Below are 24,872 nucleotides of genomic sequence, written 5' to 3'. Positions count from 1 at the left end.
CAAGGCGCGCTTGCACATGACCGAACCCCGCCTGTCCGCCGCCCTGCAGCGGATAGCCCCTTCGCAGACCACCGCGATGACCGATCGTGCGACCCAGCTTCGCGCGGAAGGCGCGGACATCATCTCGCTTTCGGTCGGCGAACCCGATTTCGACACGCCCGCCCATGTCGTGGCGGCGATGAAGGACGCGCTGGACGCGGGGCAAACCCGCTATACCCCGGTCGGCGGCACCGCCGCGATGAAGCAGGCCGCGGCCCTCCATTTCAAACGCGACCTCGGCATCGCGGCCGAACCAACGCAAATCACGATCAGTGCAGGCGGCAAGCAGGCGATCTTCCACGCGCTGACCGCGACGATCGATCCGGGCGACGAGGTGGTGATCCCCGCGCCGTGGTGGGTGTCCTATCCCGAAATCGTACGCTTTGCAGGCGGCACCGTCGTCCCGCTGGCGACGCGGCCCGAAACCGGCTTTCGTTTCTCGGCAAGCGAGCTTGAGGCGGTGATCACGCCGAAGACCCGCTGGCTTTTGATGAACAGCCCCGGCAACCCGACCGGCGCGGTGTTCAGCGCCGAAGACCTTGCCGCCATTGCCGAAGTGCTGGCCCGCCATCCCCATGTCCTGGTGATGAGCGACGATATCTACGCGCCGCTGACCTATACTGGCGCGCCGCATGCGGCGCTGGCCGCGCTGCGCCCCGATCTGGCGGATCGCGTGCTGACCGTGTCGGGCGTTTCGAAAAGCCACGCGATGACCGGGCTTCGCATCGGTGTCGCCACCGGTCCTGAATGGCTGATCCGCGCAATGGAAAAGCTGCAGTCGCATTCCAGCGGCAATCCCTGTTCGATCAGCCAGGCCGGTGCCGTCGCCGCCTTCGAAGGGCCGCAGGATTTTCTTGTCGAGTGGCGAGAGACCTTTCGCCGCCGCCGCGAACTCGTGGTAGGGCGCATCAATGCCATTTCCGGCCTGTCCACCCCCGTGCCGCAGGGTGCGTTCTACTGCTTCGTCGATGCCTCGCCCCTGATCGGCGGCAAAATCGCCGATGACGGCGCATTGGCGCTCCACCTTCTGGAACACGGGGTCGCGGTCGTCGCGGCTTCGGCCTTTGGCGGCACGCATTCGGGTCTGGCCGGTTTCCGTATCAGCTTCGCGGCCAGCGAAGCGCAACTGACCGAAGCGATCGACCGCATCGAGAAAGCCGTAAGCGTCCTATGACCATCCCCATCCTCTACGAAGACGGCGAAGCGCTGGTCATCGACAAGCCCGCCCGCCTTCCGATCGAACGGCCCCGCGCAGGGGGGCGCAGTCTCGACGATCATCTCGACGAATTGAAACTGGGCTTTCAGCGCGCGCCGATGCCGGTGCACCGGCTGGACACCGATACGTCGGGCTGCCTGCTGCTGGCGCGCAATCCCAAGGCGTTGAAGCGCTTCAACAAGGCGTTCGAGGACCGACAGGTCGAAAAGGTCTACCTTGGCATCCTTGCAGGAACCATCGCGGAAGAAGAGGGCGAGATCGCGCTTTCGCTGTCGAAGATCAGCAGCAAGGAAGGCGGCTGGCGCATGATCGCGGCGAAGAAGGGCAAACCGTCGCTGACCCGCTGGCGCAAGCTGGCGGAAAAGGACGGGACGACGCTGATCGAATTCCGGCCCGAGACCGGGCGCACGCACCAGATCCGCATTCACGCGCTGGCAGGGCTCGGCGCGCCGCTGCTGGGCGATCCGATTTACGGCAATGGCCCGAAATCCGGACAGGGGGGCGCACCGCGCACGATGCTGCACGCCAGCGGGCTTGTCGTGCACCGCGAAGGCAAGCCCCCGATCGAGGCGAGCGCCCCGCTGCCCGCCGATTTCGCCCGTCTGGGCTTCACCGTTCCCGATTCGCCAGGTGTCTGAAGAACAGGACCCCATCGTCGCGCGGGCGCATTCCCTCGCCGAAGAACGCTTCATCGCCGCATCGGGCCCCGGCGGGCAGAACGTCAACAAGGTGGCGACGGCGGTGCAGCTGCGCGTCAACATCTACAAGCTGGGCCTGACCCCGCGTGTGTTTCACCGGCTGAAGGCGCTGGCGGGAAGCCGCATTTCGTCCAGCGGCGACCTTATCATCGACGCCCGTCGATTTCGCACGCAGGACCAGAACCGCTCCGACGCGCGCGAACGGCTGGCCGAATTGCTGACAGAGGCGCAGATAGAGCCGAAAAAGCGCGCCAAGACCCGCGTGAACCGCGTGGGCAAGGTACAGCGCCTGAAGCACAAGAAAGCGCGCGGTGAAGTGAAGGCCGGGCGCGGAAAGATCAAGGGCTGGGATTAATCGGGAGCGGCTTCGCTCTCACTCGCTGCGGGCGTTTCGGCCGGCAGCATCTCGGCCGCATCGGACAGGACCCTGGCCTCGTCCGCTGCGGGGGTCGCCTGGGGTTCGGGCTCCCCGCCGCAGGCCGCCAGTAGCAGCAGGCCCAAGGCGGGGAGCGCGAGACGCATCAGTTCTGCTCGTTCATCGCCGCCTGCAGATCGGCCGCCGCGTCGGCAGCCGCATCGGCCGCGTCGTCGGCCGGAGCGGTCGTTTCCTCGACCACCGGCGTATCGCCCATTTCGTCGGCCATTTCGGCATCGACGGCCGGATCTTCGTCCATTCCGGGCTGTGCCATCACTTCATCGGCGGGCATTTCGACGGTATCGGCCTCTGCCGGGGCGTCCGGATCGTCGGTCGAACCGCAGGCGGACAGGGCAAAGGCCAGCGAGGCCGCGACGAGTGCAATCTTCTTCATGGGGATCCCTCCATGTGGCGGAAATAAGGCGACCTCTCTAGGGCAACGCCGCTCCGCCTGCAATCGCAACCGGGCCGTGGGAAAAGGCGGTTCGGCGCACCGTTGCAAACATATAAAGATTTCTTTATATGCCCGCCTGACGATGACCGTGCACGATCTCATCAGCGCCCTCGACGACCCTACGCGCCTGCGCCTTTTGCGCTTGCTTGCGCGCATGGAACTGGCCGTGGGAGAGCTGGCCGACGTTCTGGAACAGAGCCAGCCGCGCATTTCGCGCCACGTACGCATCCTGACCGAGGCGGGCCTTGTCGAAAAGCGCAAGGAAGGTAGCTGGGTCTTCCTGCGCGCCACCGGCCACGACGAAGACGCCATGGCCGCCCGCGCCGCGGACCTGCTGGCCGCGGCGGAGGAAGAGGACGCGGCCTTTGCCGATGTCTGCGCCGCCGACCGTGCACGCCTTGCCGCCATCCGCTCCGCGCGGGAGGAAGCGGCAGAGAAATACTTCGCCCGCCATGCCGAGGAGTGGGACCGCCTGCGTTCGCTGCACAGTCCCGACGGCGCGGTGGAGGCCGAACTGACACGCCTTCTGGGCGTGGCCGACGCGCATGACGATCCCGCGCCCTTGGGCCGTCTGCTCGATATCGGTACCGGCACCGGCCGTATGGCCGAACTTTACGCCCCCAGCGCGCAGCACGTCGCCGCCATCGACAAGAGCCCGGAAATGCTGCGCATCGCCCGCGCACGGCTGCAACACCTGCCGCCTGCGCGTCTGTCGCTGCTGCAGGGCGATTTTCTTGAGCTTCCTTTCGAGGCGGAGAGCTTCGACACGGTCCTGTTCCATCAGGTCCTGCACTATGCCCAGGCGCCCGAGCGCGTGCTGGCAGAAGCGGCCCGCGTGACGCGGCCGGGCGGGCGCATCGCCATCGTCGATTTCGCCGCCCACGCCCGCGAGGACTTGCGCACCGAACAGGCCCATGCCCGCCTCGGCTTTACCGACACGCAGATGCGGACCCTGCTCGAAGGGGCGGGATTCGCGCCTATCGCCGACAGCGCCCTTTCCGGGTCAGAGCTGACCGTCCGTATCTGGACCGGCAGCCGCACATCGTCCGTCCATCGCCTTCCCGCGCGTAGCGACACCAGAAGAAAAGCCAGCAAATGAACCAGTTCCAGTCCCCCACAGCGGCCCTTGCGGGCCTGCCGCTGTTTGCCGATCTTCCCGGCGACGTGAACGTCAGCTTCGAATTCTTCCCGCCCAAGACCGAGAAGATGGAAGCGCAGCTGTGGGACGCGATCGAAAAGCTGGCCCCGCTGAACCCCGATTTCGTGTCGGTCACGTATGGCGCGGGCGGTTCGACGCGCGAACGCACCCACGCCACGGTGTCGCGCATCATCCGGGAAGCGAAACTGCCCGCCGCCGCGCACCTGACCTGTGTCGAGGCGAGCAAGGCCGACATCCGGGCCGTCGCCGAACAGTACTGGGAAGAAGGCGTGCGCCACATCGTCGCGCTGCGCGGTGATCCGACGACGCCGGGCGGAAAGTTTCAGCCCCACCCCGACGGATATGCCAATGCCGCCGAACTGGTCGCGGGGCTGAAGGAAATCGCCCCGTTCGAAATCAGCGTGGCCGCCTATCCCGAAACCCATCCCGAGGCGACCTGTCCGCAAGCCGACATCGACAACCTTAAGCGCAAGATCGATGCGGGCGCAGACCGGGCGATCACGCAGTTCTTCTTCGCGCCCGAATGTTTCCTGGAATTCAAGGACAAGCTGATCGCCGACGGCGTAACCGCGCCGATCATCCCCGGCATCCTGCCGGTGTCGAACGTGGCGCAGACCCGCAAGATGGCCGCGATGTGCGGCGCGGCGATCCCCGACTGGATGGACCGCCTGTTCGAAGGGCTGGACGAACGGCCCGGTGCGCGCAAGCTCGTCGCCGCGACGATCGCGGCCGAATTCTGCCGCGCGCTCTATGCAGGCGGCGTTCGCGATTTCCACTTCTACACGCTGAACCGCGCGGACCTGTCCTACGCGATCTGCCACCTGCTGGGCCTCCGCCCGGAGAAAGTACCCGCATGACGCTTACCCCATCCCTTGCCCGCGCCCGGTTCGAGGCCGCAGCGGCAGAGCGCATCCTCATCACCGACGGTGCGTTCGGTACGCAGATCCAGACGAAAGGCTTGGTCGAGGCCGACTATGCCGGTGATCTGGGGCTGTCCCACGATCAGAAGGGCAACAACGACATCCTTGCGCTCACGCGCCCCGACGTGCCCGAATCGATCCACCGCGCCTATTTCGAGGCCGGTGCTGACATTGCCGAGACGAACACGTTTTCGGCGAACAAGATCAGCCAGGCCGACTACGGCGCGGAAGCACTGGTCGAAGCGATCAACCGCGAAAGCGCGGCGCTGGCCCGCAAGGTCGCTGACGAGTTCGAGGCAAAGGACGGACGCCCCCGCTTTGTCGCGGGCGCCATCGGCCCGACGAACAAGACCCTTTCGCTCAGCCCCGATGTGAATGACCCCGGTTACCGCGAGATTGACTTCGATTACCTCACGCAAGTCTACCGCGAACAGGCCGCCGCGCTGGTCGAAGGGGGGGCCGACTTCATCCTGATCGAAACGGTGTTCGACACGCTGAACGCCAAGGCCGGGATCATGGCGGTGAAGCAGCTCGAAAAGGACCTTGGCCGCGAGATCCCGATCATGCTGTCGATGACGCTGACCGACCTTTCGGGGCGCAACTTGTCGGGCCACACGGTAGAAGCGTTCTGGTATGCCGTGCGCCATGCCCGCCCGCTGACCGTGGGCCTCAACTGCAGCTTCGGTGCGACGCAGCTTCGTCCGCACGTGAAGTCGCTGAGCGCGATCGCCGACACCTACATCATGATCTATCCCAATGCGGGTCTGCCCAACGAACTGGGCGAATATGATGAAATGCCCGACACGACGGCGGGCTTCGTCGGCGAATGGGCGATTGCCGGACAAGTGAACGTGCTGGGCGGATGCTGCGGCTCTTCCCCTGCGCACATCGCCGCGATGGCGCAGAAAGTGGCGGGCCTGCCCCCGCGCAAGCTGCCCGACCTTGAAACGAAGACCCGCCTTGCGGGCCTCGAACCCTTTATCATGGCCGCCTGATGACCAATTCCCAGAATTCCTCACGTTTCGTCAATATCGGCGAACGCACCAACGTCACCGGTTCGGCCCGCTTCAAGAAGCTGGTCATGGCGGGCGACTATCCCGCCGCGGTTGAAGTCGCGCGCCAGCAGGTTGAAAATGGCGCGCAGGTCATCGACGTCAACATGGACGAAGGCCTGCTCGACGCGGTCGAGGCGATGACCACGTTCCTGAAGCTGATCGCCGCCGAACCCGACATCGCGCGCGTTCCGGTCATGATCGACAGTTCGAAGTTCGAGGTGATCGAGGCAGGCCTGAAATGCGTTTCGGGCAAGCCGATCGTGAACTCGATCTCGATGAAGGAAGGCGAAGAACCGTTCCTCGAACATGCGCGCAAGTGCATGGATTACGGCGCGGCCGTCGTCGTCATGGCCTTCGACGAAACGGGCCAGGCGGACACGAAGCAGCGCAAGGTCGAGATCTGCAAGCGGGCCTATGACCTGCTGACCGGCATCGGCTTTCCGCCAGAGGACATCATCTTCGATCCCAACGTCTTCGCCGTGGCGACGGGGATCGAGGAACATGACCGCTACGCCCTCGACTTTATCGAAGCGGTGGCGGAGCTGCGCGACCTCTGCCCCCACGCGCACTATTCGGGCGGGCTGTCGAACCTCTCGTTCTCCTTCCGCGGGAACGAGACGGTGCGCCGCGCGATGCACTCGGTCTTCCTCTACCACGCCATTCCGGCAGGCCTCGACATGGCCATCGTCAACGCGGGTCAGCTCGACGTTTACGACCAGATCGAACCGAAACTGCGCGAAGCGTGCGAGGACGTGATCCTCATGCGCCGCCCTGACGCGACCGAACGCCTGATCGAACTTGCCGAAAGCTACAAGGGCAAGTCGGTCGAGGCCGAGAAACAGGCCGCCGAGTGGCGTTCCTATCCGGTCGAGAAGCGGCTGGAGCACGCGCTGGTCAAGGGCATCGACGCGCATATCGTCGAGGATACCGAGGAAATGCGCGCCGCCGTGGCCGAAGCCGGTGGCCGCCCGATCGAGGTGATCGAAGGCCCGCTGATGGACGGCATGAACGTCGTCGGCGACCTGTTCGGCTCTGGCAAGATGTTCCTGCCGCAAGTCGTCAAATCGGCCCGCGTCATGAAGAAGGCCGTCGCCCACCTGATCCCCTATATCGAGGCGGAGAAAGAGGCTGGCGCCAAGGCCAAGGGCCGGATCATCATGGCCACGGTCAAGGGCGACGTTCACGACATCGGCAAGAACATCGTCGGTGTGGTCCTGCAGTGCAATGGCTACGAAGTGATCGACCTGGGCGTCATGGTGCCGTGGTCGACCATCCTGGACGAGGCACAGAAGCACGACGCCGACATCATCGGCCTGTCGGGCCTCATCACCCCTTCGCTGGATGAGATGGTTACCGTGGCCGAGGAGATGCAGCGCGCCGGGATGACCATTCCGCTGCTGATCGGCGGCGCGACCACCAGCAAGGTTCACACCGCGCTGAGGATCGATCCGGCCTATGAAGGCCCGGTGATCCACGTCCTCGACGCCAGCCGCGCGGTGGGCGTTGCCTCGCAGCTCCTGTCCGACACGCAGCGCGACGGCTTTGTCGAGGCGACGGCGGACGAATACGAAAAGGTCCGCGTCGCCCGCGCCAACAAGGGGCAGAGCGCGCTGCTCCCCCTTGCCGAAGCACGCGACAACGGGTTTGCGGCGGACATGGCGCTAAAGGCTCCGGCCCCTGCACAGCCGGGCCTCCACGTGTTCGAGGAATGGGACCTTGCCGACCTGGTCGATTGTTTCGACTGGACCCCGTTCTTCCGCGCCTGGGAACTGGCGGGCAATTATCCCGCCATACTGGACGACGAAGTTGTCGGTGAAAGCGCGCGTAATCTTTTTGCCGATGCGAAGAAGATGCTGGACAGGATCGTCTGCGAAAAGTGGCTGACCGCAAGGGGCGTCGCAGGCTTCTGGCCGTGCAAGCGTGACGGCGACGACGTGCTGCTGGACGATGGGACGCGCCTTCCCTTCCTGCGCCAGCAAGTGAAGAAATCGCGTGAGCGGGCCAATTTCTGCCTGTCGGACTTCATAGATCCTGACGGCGACTGGATCGGCGGCTTTGCCGTGTCGATCCACGGCATCGATCCGCACACCGAACGCTTCAAGGCCGCGCATGACGACTATTCGGACATCCTTCTAAAGGCGCTGGCCGACCGTTTCGCCGAGGCTTTTGCCGAACGCCTGCACCAGCATGCCCGCACGAACCTGTGGGGTTATGCCGAAGGTGAGCAGCTGACCAATGAGGCGCTCATCAAGGAAGAGTACCGCGGCATTCGCCCCGCCCCCGGCTATCCGGCCTGTCCCGACCACTCGCTGAAACCGGTCTTGTTCGATCTCTTGTCCGCGCAGGACAATACCGGCGTCACGCTGACCGAAAGCTTTGCCATGCTGCCGACCGCGGCGGTCAGCGGGTTCTACTTCGCCCATCCCGAAAGCCAGTATTTCGGCGTGGCGCGTATCGGGCCGGACCAGCTTGCAGACTATGCTGAACGGCGCGGGGTCGATATTGCGGTGGCAGAACGCTGGCTCAGGCCCAATCTAGACTGATGTTGCCCAACGCTGCGCCCTCGGTGTAAGGGCGCGGCAAAGCACGAACACCTGAACAATCGAGGATCAGCGGCAATGGCCGGCCATTCCAAATTCAAGAACATCATGCATCGCAAGGGCGCGCAGGACAAAAAACGCTCTGCCATGTTCTCCAAGCTTTCCCGCGAGATCACCGTGGCCGCCAAGATGGGCGCGCCCGATCCCGACATGAACCCGCGCCTGCGTCTGGCTGTGAACAACGCCAAGGGCCAGTCGATGCCCAAGGACAACATCCAGCGCGCGATCGACAAGGCGTCGGCCAACGAAGGCGACGACTACGAAGAGCTGCGCTACGAAGGGTACGGCCCGGGCGGCGTCGCGCTGATCGTCGAGGCGCTGACCGACAACCGCAACCGCACCGCCACCAACGTTCGCACCGCCTTTTCCAAGAACGGCGGCAACCTTGGCACGGCAGGCGCCGTCAGCCACGGGTTCGAACGCCTTGGCATGATCGAATACCCTGCCAGCGTCGGTGACGAGGAAAAGGTCCTTGAAGCCGCGATCGAGGCCGGGGCCGACGACGTCGAATCGAGCGAGGACGGCCACGTCATCTGGACCCAGATGGAAGCCCTTCACGAAGTTTCGTCCGAGCTGGAAAAGGCGCTGGGCGAGGCGGAAAACGTCAAGCTGGCGTGGAGGCCCAACATCACCGTCGAATGCGACGAAGGCACTGCGCAGACCCTGCTGAAGCTGGTCGACGCGCTTGACGACGATGACGACGTCCAGACCGTCTGGGGCAACTACGAGATTTCCGACGAAGTCATGGAAAAACTCGACGCCTGATGCTTGCGCTCATCGCCAAGGCCCTGCTGGCCGGCGCGATGATCGCGGCCATTGCGGAACTGGGACGGCGGCTGCCCGCGGTGGCCGCCCTCGTCGCATCGCTGCCTCTGGTATCGGTGCTGGGCATGGTGTTCCTGTGGCACGGCAAGCCCGATGCGGAGAACATGGCCCGCTTTAGCGAAGCGACGTTCTGGTACGTCCTGCCTTCGCTACCGATGTTCCTGCTCATCCCCTTCATGCTGCGCCACCAGTGGCCGTTCTGGCTTGCGCTTTCCGCGGGCTGCGCCCTGACCGTTGCGCTTTACGGCCTGCTGCGTCTTGCCGCGCCGCGCTTCGGCCTGCCGATCTGATTGCGGCGTGCTGGTCCTTGGCCTCGATCCTTCGCTGACCTGTACGGGCTGGGGCGTGATCCGGGTCGACGGGCCGCGCCTGTCGCACGTGGCCAACGGCCAGATCCCGACCGACGCCAAGACGCACCTGGCCGCGCGGCTGCACCACCTGCACGATGCGGTCTATGCCGTGATCGGGGCGTACAAGCCCGATGTCGCGGCGGTTGAGGAAGTCTTCGTCAACAAGAACCCGCACTCCACGCTCAAACTCGCGCAGGCGCGCGGCAGTGTGCTGGCCGCCTGCGGGCGCGGGTCGATCCCGGTTTTCGAACACGCCGCCCGGCTGGTGAAGAAATCGGTCGTGGGCACGGGCGCTGCCGACAAGACGCAGGTTCAAGCCATGCTGCGCGTCCTGCTCCCCACCGCGAAAGTCGAGGGCGCGGACGCCGCCGATGCACTGGCCGTGGCCATTGCCCACGCGCATCTCGGCAAACACTGACCCGGCCCGCTTGAAACATTGGCGGCCCCTGCGCGTTGGAGAAACATTCTCCATCCGTGTCGCAGAAGAAGGTCCCGCCCCATGCGCAAAGTGCCTGTCATCGCCGCCACCGTTATCGGTGCCGCTCTCGTCTCCGGCTGCACGGCCAGCCGCTACCAGATCTCCGACGCGCTGCAGCGTTATGGCCTGTCCTCCAGCGAGGCGAGCTGTGCTTCCGAATTCCTGCGCGGCGAACTGAGCACGCGGCAGGTCAACCGGCTCAGCGACGCGGCGCGTTACTACAATGCCGACGGCCCGCTGACGTTCGGCTCGCTCTTTGCCGTGGCGACCAGCCTCGACGATCCCGAAGTCGCGCTGAAGGTCGCAGGCTCGGCCGCCGCATGCGGCCTTGTCGCCGACATGCCGATTCCGGGCCTGTAATGTCGACGACCGGCGACGAGGCCTGGATGGCCAGGGCCGTCGAACTGGCGGTGGAGACCAAGGGCACCAATCCCGCCAACACCCCGATCGCCGCGCTTGTCGTCATGGACGGCAAGCTGCTGGCCAGCGGCGTGAACCAGACCGCCGAATGCTGCGACGCTACCGCCCATGCCGAAATCGTCGCCCTGCGCGCCGCGGGTAAAGCGGCAAGGGAAATGCGGGTAGAGGGCGCAACGCTTTATTCCACGCTGCAACCCTGCGGCATGTGCACGATGGCCTCGATCTGGGCAGGCGTGTCGCGCGTGGTCTTTGGCGCGGGGCGCGACGACGTTCACGCGATGTATTTCGAAGACCGCCACCTCTCCACGCTCGACTTCATCGCCGATGCCTACAAGGACGACCTGTCTCTGACCGGCGGGGTGCTGGCCGACGAATGCGCCCCGCTCTACTTCCGTCCGTGGGACGACGTGCCAGAAGACCTGCAGGGCAATGACTGATCTCGTCCGCTGATCACAGGGGATAGGCGCCGGCCTTCGGTTTGCGCGCCGCGCGCGGTGCGCTAGCGTTGCGCCATGATCGCGAAATTATCGGGAAGGCTGGACGAAACCGGGCTCGACTGGGCCGTTATCGACGTGGGCGGCGTCGGCTACCTCGTCCATTGCAGCGCCCGAACCCTGACCGCCCTTGGCGAAAAGGGCGAAGCGTGCACCGTCTATACCGACCTGCAGGTGAGCGAGAACGACATGCGCCTCATCGGCTTTGCCAGCGGCGGGGAACGCGACTGGTTCCGCATGCTGACGCTGGTGCAGGGCGTGGGCAGCAAGGTCGCGCTGGCGATCCTGTCGGCCCTGAGCACCGAGGAATTGCAGCGCGCCTGTGCCAACGGCGATGCCAAACAGGTCGCCCGCGCCAATGGCGTCGGCCCGAAACTGGCCGCGCGCATCGTCAACGAGTTGAAGGACAAGGCCGGTGGACTGCCCAGCGCGCCCTCAGCCGGTGGCACCATGATCAGCCCGGCCGGCGGGTCTAGCGCGGACGCGGTCTCGGCACTCGAAAACCTCGGCTTCAAACCTGCCATCGCGGCAGAAGCAGTTGCCCATGCGCAGGCCGAACTGGGCAGCGAGGCAGGTCTCAACGACCTGGTCCGCATGGCATTGAAGAAAGCGTCAAGCTGAACGCGAAAGGGGGGCTGTCATGAAAATCTGGGCTTCGGGCATCGCGGCGATGCTGATTTTGGCAACTCCGGCAGCGGGACAGGACATGAGCAAGTTCGATAAAGGCCCAGTCTTCACCCAATACGGCCCGCATGCCCCGGTCGAAACCGACATACCGATCCCGGCGGGCACCGTCTTCAAGGTGGCGTTCGACGCGTCGGATCGTGCCGAAGACGGCAAGATCAACCGCAAGTTCGAAAGCCTTGCCCGTTTCATCAACATGCATGTTGCCAATGGCGTGCCGGAGCAGGACATCCGCCTTGCCATCGTGCTGCACGGCGGTGCGGTCGACGATGTCCTTTCCGATGACGCCTATGGCAAGCGCCACGACGGGGCGGCCAACCCCAATGCCGATCTGGTGCGCCAGCTTCTGGCACACGACGTGCGCTTCATCGTCTGCGGCCAGTCGGCCACGGCCAGCAATATCGAGAAGAGCGATCTGATGGAGGGCGTCGAAATGGCGCTTTCGGCCATGACCGCCCATGCCCTGCTCAACCGCGAAGGTTTTACCACCAACCCGTTCTAGGCGCCGACAAAAGCCTCCCCCTGCGTAGGCATTTGTTGAGGAATCGCCGCTACACCGGCCCCCGTGATGGTTATCAAAGGGTAGCGGAACGGCCGCGATGGACCTTGGCGACAAACTTTTCGGGCGGCTGAAGCCCGGCTACTACCTGCTGCTGGCCATTATCGCGGCTGCGGTCCTGTGGGCCGCGCGCCAGTCAGGTACGCCTGTGCTCGACATCGTGCCCAACCTCTGGGCCGATCCGCGTTTCCTGTTTTTCCTGACTTTCCCGATCTACGGGTGGCTGTTCGTCGTGCTGTTCCGCCTGATGCGCAAGGGATCGAAGCATCCCGCCGCCACGATCAAGCGGCTGCTGCGCCGGGACAAGTGGTGGCTGGTGCGCATGGTCGTGCTGCTGGTCTTCGTGCTGATGGCGGGCAAGTGCTTCTCGCTTTTGAAGAACACGATTCCCCTCACCCTCAATTTCTATGCCGATCCGGCGCTGGTAAACCTGGAACGCACCCTGCTGGGCGGGAATGACGCGTGGGTCTATACGCACGCGGTGTTAGGCTCGCCTTTCGCCACCGAAGTGATCGACCGGATCTACACCCTGTTCTTCCCGATTTCGGCCGCGTTCTACGTCTGGATGATTGCTTCTTGGGACACGCGCCTGCAGCTGCGCGGGCTATTGGGCTGTGTCTTCGTGTGGATCGTGCTCGGCTACATGCTGGCGACGCTGCTGTCGTCGTCGGGGCCGGTGTTCTACGAATACCACTATGGCCGGACCGATTTCCTGCCCCTGCTGGAACGGTTGAACGCGATTTCGCAAGAACGCCACCTCATGGCGCCGGAAATCGCGGGCTGGCTGATCGAGAGCATGGGCAAGGGCGAATTCGGATCGGGCGTGTCGGCCATGCCGTCGATCCATGTCGGACAGGCGTTCCTGCTCTATCTCGTCCTGCGCTATCGGATGGGCTGGAAGCACTGGATCAGCTGGTGCGCGCTGGCCTTCGTGACGGTAACGTGGATCGGATCGGTGCACCTTGCCTGGCACTACATGCTCGACGGGCTGGTTTCGATCGTCCTGATCAGCATTGCCTGGCACTTCATCGGGCGGTTCGTGGATTACCTGTGGGCAAGGGACGACTTGCGCGCCCAAGCCGACTATACCCCGGTACTGGTTCCTCGATAACCCGCGCACGTCATCCGCGCGGCCAGCACAGGTGGACACGCGCAAGACATGGCGGAGCCTTCGCCCCTTCTGACCCCCGACCGCCAGCCGGAGGACCCGGACGCCGCACTGCGCCCGAAATCGCTGCGCGAATTCGTCGGGCAGGAAGCGGCGCGGGAAAACCTGCGCGTCTTTATCGAGGCGGCGCGCGGCCGGTCCGAGGCGATGGACCACGTCCTGTTCTTTGGCCCTCCGGGCCTTGGCAAGACAACGCTGGCACAGATCGTGGCCAAGGAACTGGGCGTCGGTTTCCGCGCCACGTCCGGCCCGGTCATCGCCAAGGCGGGCGACCTTGCCGCGCTGCTGACCAACCTTGAATCGGGCGACGTCCTGTTCATCGATGAAATTCACCGCCTGAACCCCGTGGTCGAGGAAGTGCTGTATCCGGCGATGGAAGACCGCGCCCTCGACCTCATTATCGGCGAAGGTCCGGCGGCGCGTTCGGTGCGGATCGACCTGCCGCCTTTCACCCTGGTCGGCGCGACGACACGTCAGGGATTGCTGACCACGCCGCTGCGCGACCGGTTCGGCATTCCGGTGCGGCTCAACTTCTACACGGTCGAGGAACTGGAAAAGGTCGTGACCCGCGCCGCGACGCTGCTGGGCCTCAAGATCGAACCCGATGGCGCGACCGAGATCGCCCGCCGGGCGCGCGGAACGCCGCGTGTCGCGGGCCGCTTGCTGCGCCGCGTGCGCGATTTCGCCGACGTGGCGCGCAGCGATACCGTGACGCGCAGACTTGCCGACGACGCGCTGACCCGGCTTGAAGTCGACAGCCTCGGCCTCGACGCGATGGACCGGCGCTATCTCCACATGATCGCCGACATCTACAAGGGCGGCCCCGTCGGCGTCGAAACGCTGGCCGCAGGGCTTTCCGAGCCGCGTGACACGATCGAGGAAGTGATCGAGCCCTACCTGATCCAGCTCGGCCTTGTCGCGCGCACCGCGCGCGGCCGCTGCCTCAACGATCGCGGGTGGGCCCACCTCGACCTCACCCCGCCGCGCAGCGCCACGCCGCAGGGCGGTCTGTTCGAGGACTGATCGCCGCTCGACCGGCGCAGTCGGTCGCTCGTCGAACGTTCACGCCGATTGTCGACCCCCCTGACGCCGCCGTCGATGCATCCGCGACGACGGCGTCCTCTTGCTGCTCTTCTTGCTTTGCCGGTGCCGATTGGTGCCGGGCATGACGCAAGGAGAAGCCACATGAAATCAGTACCCTGTGCCCTTGCAGCCCTTTCGATGATGCTGGCATCGGGGTCTGCCATGGCGGCCGAGCCCAATGGGCGGACCGTCGAGATCGAACTCGACGACGTGGATCTGACCGATCCGGCAGAGGTGGAACGCGTGAAGAAGTCGATCCGATCGGCGATGCGCAAGGTATGTTCCAACCGCCACACCAACGTGCCCGCCGTGCTCGACGAAGAGGATGGCTGCCGCAAACTCGCATTGGAAGATGCGATGCGACAGCTGGAGAAGAAGCAAAGCGAGCAACAACGCGTCCTATACGGGGGATAGCGGCTCGCCAGCGCTTTCAGCCAAGCCCCTGGACGGGGTATCCGCATGGGCGTGAAAGCCGAAATCGTCATTGGCGAGGAGGCGGGTCGCCCCGTCCAGATCGACATGGAAGAGCTGCTTGCCACGCGCCTTTTGGTGCAGGGCAATTCCGGCTCCGGAAAGTCGCACCTGCTGCGCAGGCTTCTGGAAGAAAGCGCCGGCATGGTGCAGCAGATCGTCATCGACCCCGAAGGCGACTTCGTCAGCCTGGCCGACGAGTTCAGCCACGTCGTCGTCGATGCCGCGTCCTATTCGCAAGGCGAGCTTGAGGCGCTGGGCGCGCGCGTTCGCGAACACCGCGCCTCGGTCGTCCTCGCGCTCGAAGGGCTTGAGGTGGAACAGCAGATCAAGGCCTGCGCAATCTTCCTCAACGCCCTGTTCGATGCCCCGCGCGAACACTGGTATCCCGCGCTGGTCGTGGTGGACGAAGCGCAGATGTTCGCCCCTGCCGCTGCGGGCGAAATGGCGGAGGATACCCGCCGCCTGACGCTTTCGGCGATGACCAACCTGATGTGCCGCGGGCGCAAGCGTGGGCTTGCCGGGATCGTCGCGACACAGCGTCTGGCGAAACTGGCCAAGAACGTCGCGGCAGAGGCATCGAACTTCCTGATGGGGCGCACGTTCCTCGATATCGACATGGTCCGCGCCGCCGACCTGCTGGGCATGGAACGCCGTCAGGCCGAACGCATCCGCGACCTGCAACGCGGCAGCTTCGTCGGGCTTGGCCCCGCGGTCAGCCGCCGCCCGGTAACGGTGAAGATCGGCCCCGTGCGTACCGGCAACAAGGCGGCGGTATCGGGCCTCATGCCCCTTCCCGAAGCGCCCAAGGCCGACATGGCTGCCCTGCTTACCGATTCGCTGATCGAGGAGGCCGCCGCCAAGCCCCCGCCGCCCCCACCTGCCCGCACAGCGCCTCCGGCAAAGGACCTGGCCGAAACGATGGCGGACATGTCGCAGACACCTGCACGGCGCGACACGGCAGAGCCGGTGGACCGATCCGAAACCGTGCGCGAGATCATGTCCGCGCTGGCATCCGATCCGAAAAGCCCGTTCCAGCCTGCAAGCGCGCTTTACCAGGCGTTTCTTGCCGGGTGCCGCTCCAAGGGCATTCACATCCCCCCGCTCGACCTGATCGGATTCCGCCGCGAATTCGCCTGCGCGCTGGCCGGGCTCGACCGCGTGGACGAGGAAAGGCGGACCCGCCTGCTTTCGATCGCGGGCGACATTCCCGACGATGTCCTCTCGCCTTTCCTCGTCATCGCGCGCAGTGTGCTCGAAGGCCGCGACGCGCCGGACGATGAGGAACTGGCCCGCGCCTACGGCACCAGTTCACCGGGCCGCGTGCGGCGCCTGCTCGACCATTTCGAGAGGGAAGGCCTGATCGCCGTCCGCGAGATTTTCGGCGGCGCGCGCAAGATCACCGTGCCTGCGCTGGAAGCAGCGGACTGAGCCTCAGCGCAGGGCACTCGTGATGCGGTGCTCCAAATTTGCCAAACGCACAAAAAAGGCCCGATCCAACGCTGGACCGGGCCCTTTTCGTGTCGCTTTACGCGCCGATCAGTCGGCGGCGAGCTTGCGCAGCACGTAGTGCAGGATGCCGCCGTTCTTGTAGTATTCGAGTTCGTTCGCCGTATCGATGCGGCAGAGAACTTCGAACGAGAAGGTCGAGCCGTCCTTGCGGGTGACTTCGACGGTCATGTCCTGCTGCGGCTTGACTTCGGCAACGCCCTTGATGGTGAAGGCATCGTCGCCGGTCAGGCCCAGGCTCTGGCGCGTGTCGCCGTTCTTGAACTGCAGCGGAAGCACGCCCATGCCGACGAGGTTCGAGCGGTGGATACGTTCGAAGCTTTCGACGAGGACCGCGCGCACGCCCAGCAGGATCGTGCCCTTCGCCGCCCAGTCGCGCGACGAACCGGTGCCGTATTCCTTGCCGGCCACGACGATCAGCGGGGTGCCGTCTTCCTTGTGCTTCATCGCGGCGTCGTAGATCGCCATCTGCTCGCCGTTGTAGACGGTTTCGCCGCCTTCGACGCCGGGGACCATCTCGTTCTTGATGCGGATGTTGGCGAAAGTGCCGCGCATCATGACTTCGTGGTTGCCGCGGCGCGAGCCGTAGGAGTTGAAGTCCGCCTTCGCGACCTGGTGGTCACGCAGGTAACGGCCAGCGGGGCTGTCTTCCTTGATCGAACCGGCGGGCGAGATGTGGTCGGTCGTGACCGAATCGCCCAGGATTGCCAGCGGCTTGGCCTCGATGATGTCTGAAACCGGCTCCGGCGTCATCGTCATGCCGTCGAAGTACGGCGGGTTGGCGACGTAAGTCGAGGTCGGGTTCCAGCTGTAGGTTTCCGAACCTTCGACGTTGATCGCCTGCCAGTGCTCATCGCCCTTGTAGACGTCGGCGTAGCGGGCCTGGAACATCTCGCGGCTGATCGAGCTTGCCATCAGATCGCTGACTTCCTGATTGGTGGGCCAGATGTCCTTGAGATAGACGTCAGTGCCGTCGCTGCCCTGGCCGATCGGGGTTTCGGTGATGTCCTGGGTCACGGTGCCCTTCAGCGCATAGGCGACGACGAGCGGCGGCGATGCGAGGAAGTTTGCGCGCACGTCAGGCGACACGCGGCCTTCGAAGTTGCGGTTGCCCGACAGGACCGAGGCGGCGACGATGTCGTTGCCGTTGATCGCCTTCGAGATCGGTTCGGCCAGCGGACCGGAGTTGCCGATGCAGGTGGTGCAGCCATAGCCGACGAGATCGAAACCGATCGCGTCGAGGTGGTCCTGAAGACCTGCCTTCACAAGGTAGTCGGTCACGACCTGCGAGCCCGGTGCCAGCGAGGTCTTCACCCACGGCTTGGGCATCAGGCCCTTTTCGTGCGCCTTCTTGGCGACGAGACCGGCGGCGACCAGAACGCTGGGGTTCGAGGTGTTGGTGCAGCTGGTGATCGCGGCGATGACGACGTCGCCGTCACCGATGTCGTGATCCTTGCCGTCAACATCGACGCGCTGGGCCGATGCCTTCTTGTAGATCGATTCGAGATCGGAGTTGAACAGTTCGTCCACGCGGTCGAGCGCGACTTTGTCCTGCGGACGCTTGGGCCCGGCAAGCGAGGGGACGACGCTGCCCATGTCGAGTTCGAGCGTGTCGGTGAAGACCGGATCGGGGTTCGAGGGCGAGAACCAGAGGCCCTGTTCCTTCGAATAGGCCTCGACCAGTGCGATTTCCTCTTCCGGACGACCGGTGAGGCGCATGTATTCCAGCGTCTTGTCGTCGACGCCGAAGAAGCCGCAAGTCGCGCCGTATTCGGGTGCCATGTTGGCGATCGTCGCGCGATCGGCGAGCGACAGCTTGGCCGTGCCTTCGCCGTAGAATTCGACGAAGCGGCCGACGACGCCCTTGGCGCGGAGCATCTGTACGCAAGTCAGCACGAGGTCGGTGGCGGTGATGCCTTCGGCCATTTCGCCCGTCAGCTTGAAGCCGACGACTTCGGGGATGAGCATCGAGACCGGCTGGCCCAGCATCGCGGCTTCCGCCTCGATGCCGCCGACACCCCAGCCCAGAACGCCGAGGCCGTTGATCATCGTGGTGTGCGAATCGGTGCCGACGCAGGTGTCGGGATAAGCGACGGCCGCGCCGCTTTCGTCGTTCGACGTCCACACGCCCTTGCCGATGTGTTCCAGGTTCACCTGGTGGCAGATGCCGGTGCCCGGGGGCACGGCGTAGAAGTTGTCGAGGCTCTTCGCGCCCCACTTGAGGAAGTCGTAACGCTCCGCGTTACGCTGATACTCAAGCTCCACGTTCTTTTCGAACGCCTTGGGATGGCCGAATTCATCGACCATGACCGAGTGGTCGATCACGAGGTTCACGGGAACCTGCGGGTTGATCTTCTGCGTGTCGCCGCCAAGCTTGGCGATGGCATCGCGCATGGCGGCCAGGTCGACGACGCAGGGAACGCCGGTGAAGTCCTGAAGCAGGACGCGGGCCGGGCGATACTGGATTTCCGGGTGCGGCCCCTTGGGGTCGTTCATCCAGTCGACGATCGCCTTGGCGTCGCCTTGTGAAACGGTGAAACCTTCGTCCTCGAAACGAAGCATGTTTTCGAGAAGGACCTTGAGCGAGAACGGCAGGCGGCTGACGTCGCCGAGCTTCTCACCGGCCTTCTTGAGCGAGTAGTAGGCGTATTCCTTGCCCCCGACGGTCATCGTCGAACGGGTGCCGAGCGTGTCCTTGCCGACTGCGGTCATGCGGTGCTTCCCCTTGGCTTACCGGTCGCGGCAGACGGCAGGAGTGCCGATTCGGCCGCGTATCCGTGTTGCAATTGCTAACGTGCGTGGGCGCGATGCGCGTAGAACGCCGCCACGTCAAGGCAGCCTATTGTCGAATGAGCGTGGTTTGCGCCCGATTGCGGGCTTTCGCGCGACCGGATGGCCGCACCTGCAGCGAAGATTAATTCTGTGATTATAGCAATGTTGCATATTATAAGCACTGCTACTATCTCACGCGCATGGTCAAGAACATAGCCTATCTCGCCAATGACATCGGGCGCCTTTTCCGAAAACGGCTCGACGTGTTCAGCCGTCCGGTCGGCATCACCGGCGCGCAAGTGCGCGTCCTGCTCAACATCCGGCGCAATCCGGGTATCAACCAGTCGACACTGGCCAGCATCCTCGAAGTCGAACCGATCACCGCGGGCCGGATGATCGACCGCATGACCGCCGCTGGCCTCGTTGAACGCCGCGCCGATCCGGACGACCGCCGCGCATGGCGCATACACCTCACCGATGAAGGCAGCCGCCTGCTGGCGCGCATGGATGAACCGATCGGCGAGATGCTGGAAACCGCACTTGCGGGCATGGACAGTGCAGAGCGCGATACGCTCGAGATGCTGCTGGGCCGGGTGCACGAAAATCTCGTGTCCGATTGCGACAGGAAGGAAGCCGTCAATGGCTGAGGCCGATCCCCAGACCGTACCGCATGCCGAAACGACAAACCCGGCGGCGGCAAAGCCCGCTTCGCGCTGGCGCAAGGCTTTGCTGATGCTGGGCGTGCCGCTGCTGATCGTGGCGGGCGGGCTCTATTACTGGTTCGGACATCCCGGCGAGGTCGCGACCGACAACGCCTACCTGAAGCTCGACATCGTTTCGGTCGCCAGCGAAGTCCCCGGCCAGATCACGAAAGTCCACGTCCGGGAAAACCAGTTGGTGAAGAAGGGCGACGTCCTGTTCGAGATCGACCCGAGCCAGTACGAAAACGCCGTCAGCCAGGCCGACGCGCAGATCGCGGCTGCACAGGCGCGGATCACCGCGCTGGACGCCGACGTACACGCCACCGCCGCCGACTTGGCCGGTGCGCGGGACGACCTGGCCCTGGCGCAGGCAAACTACCGCCGCGAAAAGGAACTGATGTACCGCGGCTTCAACACCCGCGCCCGCATGGACGCCGCCACCCACGCCGTGGCCAGCGCGCGCGACAGGTTGACCGCGCTTCAGGCCGACGTTGCCAAGGCGAAGGCGCAGCTTGCCACCGGCGCGCAAGTGCCCGGCGTAAACCCCGAAGTCGCCGCCGGGCGCGCGGCATTGGAACAGGCGCGGCTGAACCTTCAACGTACGGTCGTTCGCGCACCCGTCGATGGGCGCGTCACGCAAGTCTCTCGCCTGCAGGTGGGGCAGGCGGCGATGACCGGCCTGCCGATGCTTTCAATCGTGCAGGAAGCAGGCGCGCGGGTCGAAGCGAATTTCAAGGAAACGGACCTTGCGAACATGCGTCCGGGCCAGAAGGCGCGGATTTCGATCGACGCCTACCCGAATCTCGAACTCGCCGGGCATGTCGATTCGATCGGCGCGGGCACGGGGTCGGAATTTTCCGTCCTCCCGGCCCAGAACGCGACCGGCAACTGGGTGAAGATCACGCAGCGCGTGCCCGTGCGCATCGCCATCGACGAAGCATCGAGCCGCCCGCTGATTTCCGGCCTTTCCACCGAGGTGACGGTCTACACCACGGATGACTGAGGCCGCCGCCCTGCCGGACCGGGGGCCTGTGCCCCCTCCACCTCCTTCACCGCGCCAGGGGGTGCGGCTCGTCGTGTCGAACCGGCCGCTGCTGATCGGCGGGTCGATGGCGGCGATGGTCATGCAGGTGCTGGACACCACGATCGCCAATGTCGCCCTGCCCCACATGCAGGCCTCGCTGGGCGCGACGACGGACACCATCACCTGGGTGCTGACCAGCTATGTCCTGGCATCGGCCATCGCGCTCCCGGCGACGGGCTGGCTGGTGAACCGGCTGGGCCTGCGCACCGTTTTCGTCGGTTCGGTCGCGGCGTTCACGTTCGCATCGGTCCTGTGCGGCCTAGCGCAGAACATGCCGCAGATCGTTACCTTTCGCGTCATGCAGGGCCTGGCGGGCGCGTTCCTGGCCCCGCTGGCGCAGACCGTGCTGCTGGATATCAGCACCGAGGAAGAGCGCCCGCGCATGATGATCATCTACAGCCAGGGCGTGCTGTTGGGACCGATCATCGGGCCGGTGCTGGGCGGTTACATCACCGAGAATTTCAGCTGGCACTGGGTCTTCCTGATCAACCTGCCGATCGGGATCATCACGGGCCTGGTGCTGTTCGCAATGCTGCCCAATCTTCAGGGCCCGCGGGAAAAGTTCGATTTCCGCGGCTGGGCGCTTCTGGGCGTCGCGGTGGCTGCCTTGCAGCTGATGCTCGATCGCGGACAGGGAGAGGACTGGTTCTCCTCTGCAGAGATCGTGATCTACGCCGTCATGGCGCTGGCCGCGTTCTGGATGGCCGGGGTACACCTGTTCACGAAGAAGGATTCGATCTTTCCGCGCGAACTCTTCGCCGACGCGAACCTGCTGCTGTGCGTCTTCTTCACCTTCATTTTCGGCATGGTGATGATGTCGGTCCTGGCCCTGTTGCCGGGACTGTTACAGCAGATTTACGGCTATCCCGCGGTCGATGCCGGTTGGCTGCTCATGCCGCGCGGGCTGGGAATGCTCTTGTCGATGACGTTGATCGGCCGGCTGATCGCAAAGCTCGATGCGCGCCTGTCGCTGGCGCTTGGCTTTGGCATTACCGGCGGGTCGATGTGGATGATGACCGGCTGGACCGTGGACATGCCCGCCACCGAAATCTTCATTGCCGGGCTGGTACAGGGCGTGGGTTTCAGCTTCCTGTTCATGCCGCTCAACATCCTGGCCTTCGCGACGCTGCCCGGACACTTGCGCACCCATGCGACCAGCCTGCTGAACCTGACCCGCAACATCGGCCAGTCGATCGGCCTTGCGGTCTGCACGGTCCTGTTGTCACGCAACATACAGGTCAACCACGCCGAACTGGGCGCGCGGATCACGCAGTATTCCTTTCCCATCGATATCGGACGGCTGCGCGCGGCGGGCCAGCTATCGGAAAGCGCGCTAAGCGTGGTGGACGGCATCGTCACCAAGCAGGCGGCGATGATCGCCTATCTCAACGATTTCTGGTTCATGGCGATCATCTGCTGGGCCGCGATTCCGCTGATCGTCTTTACCCGCAAGCCAAAGCCCGCCGCGGGGCCGCCTTCGGGCGACATCCCGCACTAGGCGCCGATCAGGAAAGGGCGACGCAGGAGTGATAGCCGCCGCGATGGAACAGCAGCGGCGTATCGCCCCCGCACAGGTCCATCGCCTCGACCCGGCCGACGACCAGCCAGTGATCGCCGATGTCTTCCGTCCGCTCGATCACGCAGTCGATCCATGCCAGCGCCTCGTCGAACACGGGCTGTCCCGAGGGGCTTTCCCCGTGCGAGAGATCAAGGAACTTGTCCGGCGCGCGCGATGCGAACCGCTGGCACAGGGCAAGCTGGTCCGAACCCAGCACGTTGACGCAGAACCGGCCCGCCTTGGCGATACCCTTGTAGCTGCTCGACGACTTGTCCGGGAAGAATCCCACCAGCGGCGGGTCCATGGAAATCGAGGTGAACGATCCGACCACCATCCCGGTGCGGGTTCCCTCTTCGTCGAGCGACGTGATCAGGCAAACGCCGGTCGGATAGGCGCCAAGGACGGTGCGAAAGTGCTGGGGTTCGATCATGGACGCCTTTTGCCCAGACCGCCGCCACACGTCAAACGTCGGGGCCGTCAAATTTCCAGGACCGTAAAACATCCGGGAGAGGCAATTCAGAAACCCGAAAGCGGCGCTGGCGCATGAACCGGGAAACCCCTATGCGCTTCGGCGCGTTATCCCGGTGAAACGCGCGCCCTCCGGCGCCCGACTACCGGCAGGAGCATCTTGCATCGTGTTGCCCTATATCCGCCTTACGACTTCCAGCCTTGCCGCCATCGCGCTTGCAGCCTCGCCCGCCATCGCGCAGCAGGATATGCCCGCCGCACAGCCGCAGGACGGCACCGTCTATGTCGGCGAAGGGCAGCTGCCCAAGCCTGCCCAGACTCCCGCACCGGCTACTCCCGCCCCGGCTACTCCCGCACCGACCACCACGCCGGCCGGTACGGTCTTCGAATCGAACCCGACGGTACAGACCGTACCGACCGACTATTTCGCAACCGCGCCGCAATGGACGCAGGGGCAGGCAGAGGCGCTGCTCGGCTATATCGCTAACCTGGGCAACGAGGGGCTGTTTCCCGCCGACTACAACCCTTCCGAGCTTGAGGCCGCGATTTCGGCGGGCGACGGCGCACAGCTGAACGAGGTCGCCACGCGCATCTTCACGATGGTCGCGATGGACCTGCGCGACGGGCGCACCGAAATGGATTCGCGCCGCCAGTGGTTCGTGCGCGATCCCGATGCCGAACGCCTGCCGATCAAGCCGCTTCTGGAAGAGGCGCTGACCACGGGCGACGTCGTCTCGGCGCTCGATTCGCTCAACCCCGTGCACCCCGACTACGCGGTGCTGAAACAGATGTTGCTGGAAACGCCCGAAAGCGAGGCGGAAAAGCGCGCCAAGATCCGCATCAACATGGATCGCTGGCGCTGGCTCGCGCGCGATCTGGGCCGCAGCTACCTGCTCACCAACGTCCCCGAATACCAGCTGCGCCTGACGGTGAACGACAAGATCGTGCGGTCCTATCGCACCATCGTCGGCAAGCCGGGCCGCACCAGCACGCCGCAACTGGCCGAAACGGTCGAGGGCGTGATCTTCAACCCGACCTGGACCGTGCCGCAATCGATCGTGGTGGGCGAAGGACTGGGCGCGAAAGTGCTGAACAATCCGTCCTATGCCCGCGCCAAGAACTACAAGGCGTGGAAGAACGACAACGGCCTGATTACCGTGGTGCAGCAGCCGGGTCCGGGCAATTCGCTGGGCCTGATGAAGCTCGACATGCCCAACCCGCACGCGATCTTTCTGCACGACACGCCTTCCAAGAACCTGTTCGACACCGATAACCGCGCCTATTCGCACGGCTGCATCCGCACCGACCGCGCGCTGGAACTGGCGCTGACACTGGCAATGGTGCTGGGCGAAGTGCCGCAGGAAGAGGCCGTGGCCATTTCGAAATCGGGCGAATACACCAAGGTCCCGCTGAAAAAGCAGCTGCCGGTCTACATCACCTATTTCACGATGGCGCAGGACATCGACGGCCAGATGCGCAGTTTTGGCGACATATATGGGCGCGACGAACCGGTGCTTGCCAGCTTCAAGGCCCCGCGCGTCGCCAAGGACGGCCGCCGCGTCACGAACGAGGAAGTCGTCGCGATCGAAGATCCGGGTCTGTAAGACAGAACCGCTGCGTCAACTTTTGCGCGATCTGCGATTGGAAGCGGACTGTCGGCTAACGACCCAGTTGCGGACGTTGAACTTCGAA

26 protein-coding genes are annotated in these 24,872 nt (G+C 64.7%); 22 read left to right on the top strand and 4 right to left on the bottom strand.

Annotated features, from left to right (window positions below):
- Nucleotides 1–16: 16 nt before the first annotated feature.
- Genes FAX90_RS09615 through arfB form a run of 3 tightly spaced genes read left to right on the top strand, consistent with a single transcriptional unit; the run spans nucleotide 17 to nucleotide 2,308 of the window.
- Entirely contained in the window at nucleotides 17–1,213 is a 1,197-nt protein-coding gene (locus FAX90_RS09615) for a pyridoxal phosphate-dependent aminotransferase (RefSeq protein ID WP_144097169.1), read from the top strand.
- On the top strand, nucleotides 1,210–1,893 hold the full coding sequence (locus tag FAX90_RS09610) for an RluA family pseudouridine synthase (RefSeq protein WP_144097168.1): 684 nt from the start codon (nucleotides 1,210–1,212) through the stop codon (nucleotides 1,891–1,893). Before FAX90_RS09615 ends, FAX90_RS09610 begins: the two co-directional genes overlap by 4 nt.
- Nucleotides 1,886–2,308, top strand: a complete 423-nt coding sequence (gene arfB, locus FAX90_RS09605) for an alternative ribosome rescue aminoacyl-tRNA hydrolase ArfB (protein WP_144097167.1) — start codon at nucleotides 1,886–1,888, stop codon at nucleotides 2,306–2,308. The genes FAX90_RS09610 and arfB overlap by 8 nt, the downstream gene beginning before the upstream one ends.
- Here arfB and FAX90_RS16600 read toward each other — a convergent pair.
- Nucleotides 2,305–2,475 carry a hypothetical protein gene (locus FAX90_RS16600; RefSeq protein WP_170234929.1) on the bottom strand — a complete coding sequence of 57 codons (171 nt, stop codon included), beginning with the start codon at nucleotides 2,473–2,475 and terminating at the stop codon, nucleotides 2,305–2,307. The genes arfB and FAX90_RS16600 overlap by 4 nt on opposite strands.
- Entirely contained in the window at nucleotides 2,475–2,762 is a 288-nt protein-coding gene (locus FAX90_RS09600; RefSeq protein WP_144097166.1) for a hypothetical protein, read from the bottom strand. The genes FAX90_RS16600 and FAX90_RS09600 overlap by 1 nt, the downstream gene beginning before the upstream one ends.
- A gap of 142 nt (nucleotides 2,763–2,904) precedes the next feature.
- Between FAX90_RS09600 and FAX90_RS09595 the strand changes: the two genes are divergently transcribed.
- From FAX90_RS09595 to FAX90_RS09525, 15 genes are all read left to right on the top strand, one after another.
- Nucleotides 2,905–3,921, top strand: coding sequence for an ArsR/SmtB family transcription factor (locus tag FAX90_RS09595; RefSeq protein ID WP_144097165.1), 1,017 nt, complete (start codon nucleotides 2,905–2,907; stop codon nucleotides 3,919–3,921).
- A complete protein-coding gene (metF, locus tag FAX90_RS09590; RefSeq protein ID WP_144097164.1) occupies nucleotides 3,918–4,838 on the top strand; it encodes a methylenetetrahydrofolate reductase [NAD(P)H] in 921 nt (306 codons plus the stop codon). Before FAX90_RS09595 ends, metF begins: the two co-directional genes overlap by 4 nt.
- On the top strand, nucleotides 4,835–5,896 hold the full coding sequence (locus tag FAX90_RS09585; protein WP_144097163.1) for a homocysteine S-methyltransferase family protein: 1,062 nt from the start codon (nucleotides 4,835–4,837) through the stop codon (nucleotides 5,894–5,896). The genes metF and FAX90_RS09585 overlap by 4 nt, the downstream gene beginning before the upstream one ends.
- The gene (gene metH, locus FAX90_RS09580; protein ID WP_144097162.1) at nucleotides 5,896–8,499 is read left to right on the top strand and encodes a methionine synthase; all 2,604 of its coding nucleotides are present in this window, start codon (nucleotides 5,896–5,898) and stop codon (nucleotides 8,497–8,499) included. The genes FAX90_RS09585 and metH overlap by 1 nt, the downstream gene beginning before the upstream one ends.
- A 75-nt stretch (nucleotides 8,500–8,574) precedes the next feature.
- Nucleotides 8,575–9,321 (top strand): YebC/PmpR family DNA-binding transcriptional regulator, encoded by a 747-nt coding sequence (locus FAX90_RS09575; protein WP_144097161.1) that lies wholly within the window; start codon nucleotides 8,575–8,577, stop codon nucleotides 9,319–9,321.
- Nucleotides 9,321–9,671 (top strand): DUF3147 family protein, encoded by a 351-nt coding sequence (locus FAX90_RS09570; protein ID WP_144097160.1) that lies wholly within the window; start codon nucleotides 9,321–9,323, stop codon nucleotides 9,669–9,671. Before FAX90_RS09575 ends, FAX90_RS09570 begins: the two co-directional genes overlap by 1 nt.
- Nucleotides 9,672–9,678: 7 nt before the next feature.
- Nucleotides 9,679–10,149, top strand: a complete 471-nt coding sequence (gene ruvC / locus FAX90_RS09565; RefSeq protein WP_144097159.1) for a crossover junction endodeoxyribonuclease RuvC — start codon at nucleotides 9,679–9,681, stop codon at nucleotides 10,147–10,149.
- 81 nt (nucleotides 10,150–10,230) lie between these two features.
- A complete protein-coding gene (locus tag FAX90_RS09560) occupies nucleotides 10,231–10,569 on the top strand; it encodes a hypothetical protein (RefSeq protein WP_144097158.1) in 339 nt (112 codons plus the stop codon).
- On the top strand, nucleotides 10,569–11,066 hold the full coding sequence (locus tag FAX90_RS09555; RefSeq protein WP_240704826.1) for a nucleoside deaminase: 498 nt from the start codon (nucleotides 10,569–10,571) through the stop codon (nucleotides 11,064–11,066). The genes FAX90_RS09560 and FAX90_RS09555 overlap by 1 nt, the downstream gene beginning before the upstream one ends.
- Before the next feature lie 75 nt (nucleotides 11,067–11,141).
- Nucleotides 11,142–11,744 (top strand): Holliday junction branch migration protein RuvA, encoded by a 603-nt coding sequence (ruvA, locus tag FAX90_RS09550; protein WP_144097157.1) that lies wholly within the window; start codon nucleotides 11,142–11,144, stop codon nucleotides 11,742–11,744.
- A gap of 19 nt (nucleotides 11,745–11,763) precedes the next feature.
- Entirely contained in the window at nucleotides 11,764–12,309 is a 546-nt protein-coding gene (locus tag FAX90_RS09545; RefSeq protein ID WP_240704825.1) for a DsrE family protein, read from the top strand.
- 97 nt (nucleotides 12,310–12,406) lie between these two features.
- A complete protein-coding gene (locus tag FAX90_RS09540) occupies nucleotides 12,407–13,477 on the top strand; it encodes a phosphatase PAP2 family protein (protein WP_144097156.1) in 1,071 nt (356 codons plus the stop codon).
- A gap of 48 nt (nucleotides 13,478–13,525) precedes the next feature.
- Nucleotides 13,526–14,557: a Holliday junction branch migration DNA helicase RuvB gene (ruvB, locus tag FAX90_RS09535; RefSeq protein WP_144097155.1), complete on the top strand. Its 1,032-nt coding sequence runs from the start codon at nucleotides 13,526–13,528 to the stop codon at nucleotides 14,555–14,557.
- 162 nt (nucleotides 14,558–14,719) lie between these two features.
- Complete coding sequence (locus FAX90_RS09530; protein ID WP_170234928.1) at nucleotides 14,720–15,031, top strand: UrcA family protein; 312 nt, start codon at nucleotides 14,720–14,722, stop codon at nucleotides 15,029–15,031.
- A 51-nt stretch (nucleotides 15,032–15,082) separates the two neighbouring features.
- Entirely contained in the window at nucleotides 15,083–16,519 is a 1,437-nt protein-coding gene (locus tag FAX90_RS09525; protein WP_144097153.1) for a helicase HerA domain-containing protein, read from the top strand.
- A gap of 108 nt (nucleotides 16,520–16,627) precedes the next feature.
- Here the strand turns inward: FAX90_RS09525 and acnA are convergent, their stop codons facing one another.
- On the bottom strand, nucleotides 16,628–19,309 hold the full coding sequence (gene acnA / locus FAX90_RS09520) for an aconitate hydratase AcnA (RefSeq protein WP_144097152.1): 2,682 nt from the start codon (nucleotides 19,307–19,309) through the stop codon (nucleotides 16,628–16,630).
- 260 nt (nucleotides 19,310–19,569) lie between these two features.
- Between acnA and FAX90_RS09515 the strand changes: the two genes are divergently transcribed.
- Genes FAX90_RS09515 through FAX90_RS09505 form a run of 3 tightly spaced genes read left to right on the top strand, consistent with a single transcriptional unit; the run spans nucleotide 19,570 to nucleotide 22,652 of the window.
- Entirely contained in the window at nucleotides 19,570–20,016 is a 447-nt protein-coding gene (locus FAX90_RS09515) for a MarR family winged helix-turn-helix transcriptional regulator (protein ID WP_144097151.1), read from the top strand.
- Nucleotides 20,009–21,073 carry an HlyD family secretion protein gene (locus FAX90_RS09510; protein WP_144097150.1) on the top strand — a complete coding sequence of 355 codons (1,065 nt, stop codon included), beginning with the start codon at nucleotides 20,009–20,011 and terminating at the stop codon, nucleotides 21,071–21,073. Before FAX90_RS09515 ends, FAX90_RS09510 begins: the two co-directional genes overlap by 8 nt.
- Nucleotides 21,066–22,652, top strand: coding sequence for a DHA2 family efflux MFS transporter permease subunit (locus FAX90_RS09505; protein ID WP_144097149.1), 1,587 nt, complete (start codon nucleotides 21,066–21,068; stop codon nucleotides 22,650–22,652). Before FAX90_RS09510 ends, FAX90_RS09505 begins: the two co-directional genes overlap by 8 nt.
- Nucleotides 22,653–22,659: 7 nt before the next feature.
- On the opposite strand, the gene FAX90_RS09500 is transcribed toward FAX90_RS09505, so the two are convergent.
- Nucleotides 22,660–23,142 (bottom strand): flavin reductase family protein, encoded by a 483-nt coding sequence (locus FAX90_RS09500; RefSeq protein WP_144097148.1) that lies wholly within the window; start codon nucleotides 23,140–23,142, stop codon nucleotides 22,660–22,662.
- A gap of 205 nt (nucleotides 23,143–23,347) precedes the next feature.
- Between FAX90_RS09500 and FAX90_RS09495 the strand changes: the two genes are divergently transcribed.
- The gene (locus FAX90_RS09495; RefSeq protein ID WP_338080274.1) at nucleotides 23,348–24,784 is read left to right on the top strand and encodes a L,D-transpeptidase family protein; all 1,437 of its coding nucleotides are present in this window, start codon (nucleotides 23,348–23,350) and stop codon (nucleotides 24,782–24,784) included.
- Nucleotides 24,785–24,872 lie beyond the last annotated feature (88 nt).

Origin of the sequence: Croceicoccus sediminis, assembly GCF_007570835.1 — a bacterium.
GTDB lineage: Bacteria > Pseudomonadota > Alphaproteobacteria > Sphingomonadales > Sphingomonadaceae > Croceicoccus > Croceicoccus sediminis.
The sequence above is the reverse complement of the archived record's forward strand: the minus strand, read 5'-3'. Positions and strand labels throughout refer to the sequence as shown.

What these genes read in the sequence shown, in the direction of transcription:
- FAX90_RS09570 (WP_144097160.1), top strand. Translation starts at nt 9,321, where the DNA reads ATGCTTGCGCTCATCGCCAAGGCCCTGCTGGCCGGCGCGATGATCGCG.
- metF (WP_144097164.1), top strand. Translation starts at nt 3,918, where the DNA reads ATGAACCAGTTCCAGTCCCCCACAGCGGCCCTTGCGGGCCTGCCGCTG.
- FAX90_RS09510 (WP_144097150.1), top strand. Translation starts at nt 20,009, where the DNA reads ATGGCTGAGGCCGATCCCCAGACCGTACCGCATGCCGAAACGACAAAC.
- FAX90_RS09575 (WP_144097161.1), top strand. Translation starts at nt 8,575, where the DNA reads ATGGCCGGCCATTCCAAATTCAAGAACATCATGCATCGCAAGGGCGCG.
- acnA (WP_144097152.1), bottom strand. Translation starts at nt 19,309, where the DNA reads ATGACCGCAGTCGGCAAGGACACGCTCGGCACCCGTTCGACGATGACC.
- FAX90_RS09560 (WP_144097158.1), top strand. Translation starts at nt 10,231, where the DNA reads ATGCGCAAAGTGCCTGTCATCGCCGCCACCGTTATCGGTGCCGCTCTC.
- FAX90_RS09540 (WP_144097156.1), top strand. Translation starts at nt 12,407, where the DNA reads ATGGACCTTGGCGACAAACTTTTCGGGCGGCTGAAGCCCGGCTACTAC.
- FAX90_RS09585 (WP_144097163.1), top strand. Translation starts at nt 4,835, where the DNA reads ATGACGCTTACCCCATCCCTTGCCCGCGCCCGGTTCGAGGCCGCAGCG.
- FAX90_RS09530 (WP_170234928.1), top strand. Translation starts at nt 14,720, where the DNA reads ATGAAATCAGTACCCTGTGCCCTTGCAGCCCTTTCGATGATGCTGGCA.
- FAX90_RS16600 (WP_170234929.1), bottom strand. Translation starts at nt 2,475, where the DNA reads ATGCGTCTCGCGCTCCCCGCCTTGGGCCTGCTGCTACTGGCGGCCTGC.
- ruvB (WP_144097155.1), top strand. Translation starts at nt 13,526, where the DNA reads ATGGCGGAGCCTTCGCCCCTTCTGACCCCCGACCGCCAGCCGGAGGAC.
- ruvA (WP_144097157.1), top strand. Translation starts at nt 11,142, where the DNA reads ATGATCGCGAAATTATCGGGAAGGCTGGACGAAACCGGGCTCGACTGG.
- FAX90_RS09610 (WP_144097168.1), top strand. Translation starts at nt 1,210, where the DNA reads ATGACCATCCCCATCCTCTACGAAGACGGCGAAGCGCTGGTCATCGAC.
- metH (WP_144097162.1), top strand. Translation starts at nt 5,896, where the DNA reads ATGACCAATTCCCAGAATTCCTCACGTTTCGTCAATATCGGCGAACGC.
- FAX90_RS09500 (WP_144097148.1), bottom strand. Translation starts at nt 23,142, where the DNA reads ATGATCGAACCCCAGCACTTTCGCACCGTCCTTGGCGCCTATCCGACC.
- FAX90_RS09515 (WP_144097151.1), top strand. Translation starts at nt 19,570, where the DNA reads ATGGTCAAGAACATAGCCTATCTCGCCAATGACATCGGGCGCCTTTTC.
- FAX90_RS09505 (WP_144097149.1), top strand. Translation starts at nt 21,066, where the DNA reads ATGACTGAGGCCGCCGCCCTGCCGGACCGGGGGCCTGTGCCCCCTCCA.
- FAX90_RS09545 (WP_240704825.1), top strand. Translation starts at nt 11,764, where the DNA reads ATGAAAATCTGGGCTTCGGGCATCGCGGCGATGCTGATTTTGGCAACT.
- FAX90_RS09595 (WP_144097165.1), top strand. Translation starts at nt 2,905, where the DNA reads ATGACCGTGCACGATCTCATCAGCGCCCTCGACGACCCTACGCGCCTG.
- FAX90_RS09600 (WP_144097166.1), bottom strand. Translation starts at nt 2,762, where the DNA reads ATGAAGAAGATTGCACTCGTCGCGGCCTCGCTGGCCTTTGCCCTGTCC.
- FAX90_RS09615 (WP_144097169.1), top strand. Translation starts at nt 17, where the DNA reads ATGACCGAACCCCGCCTGTCCGCCGCCCTGCAGCGGATAGCCCCTTCG.
- FAX90_RS09555 (WP_240704826.1), top strand. Translation starts at nt 10,569, where the DNA reads ATGTCGACGACCGGCGACGAGGCCTGGATGGCCAGGGCCGTCGAACTG.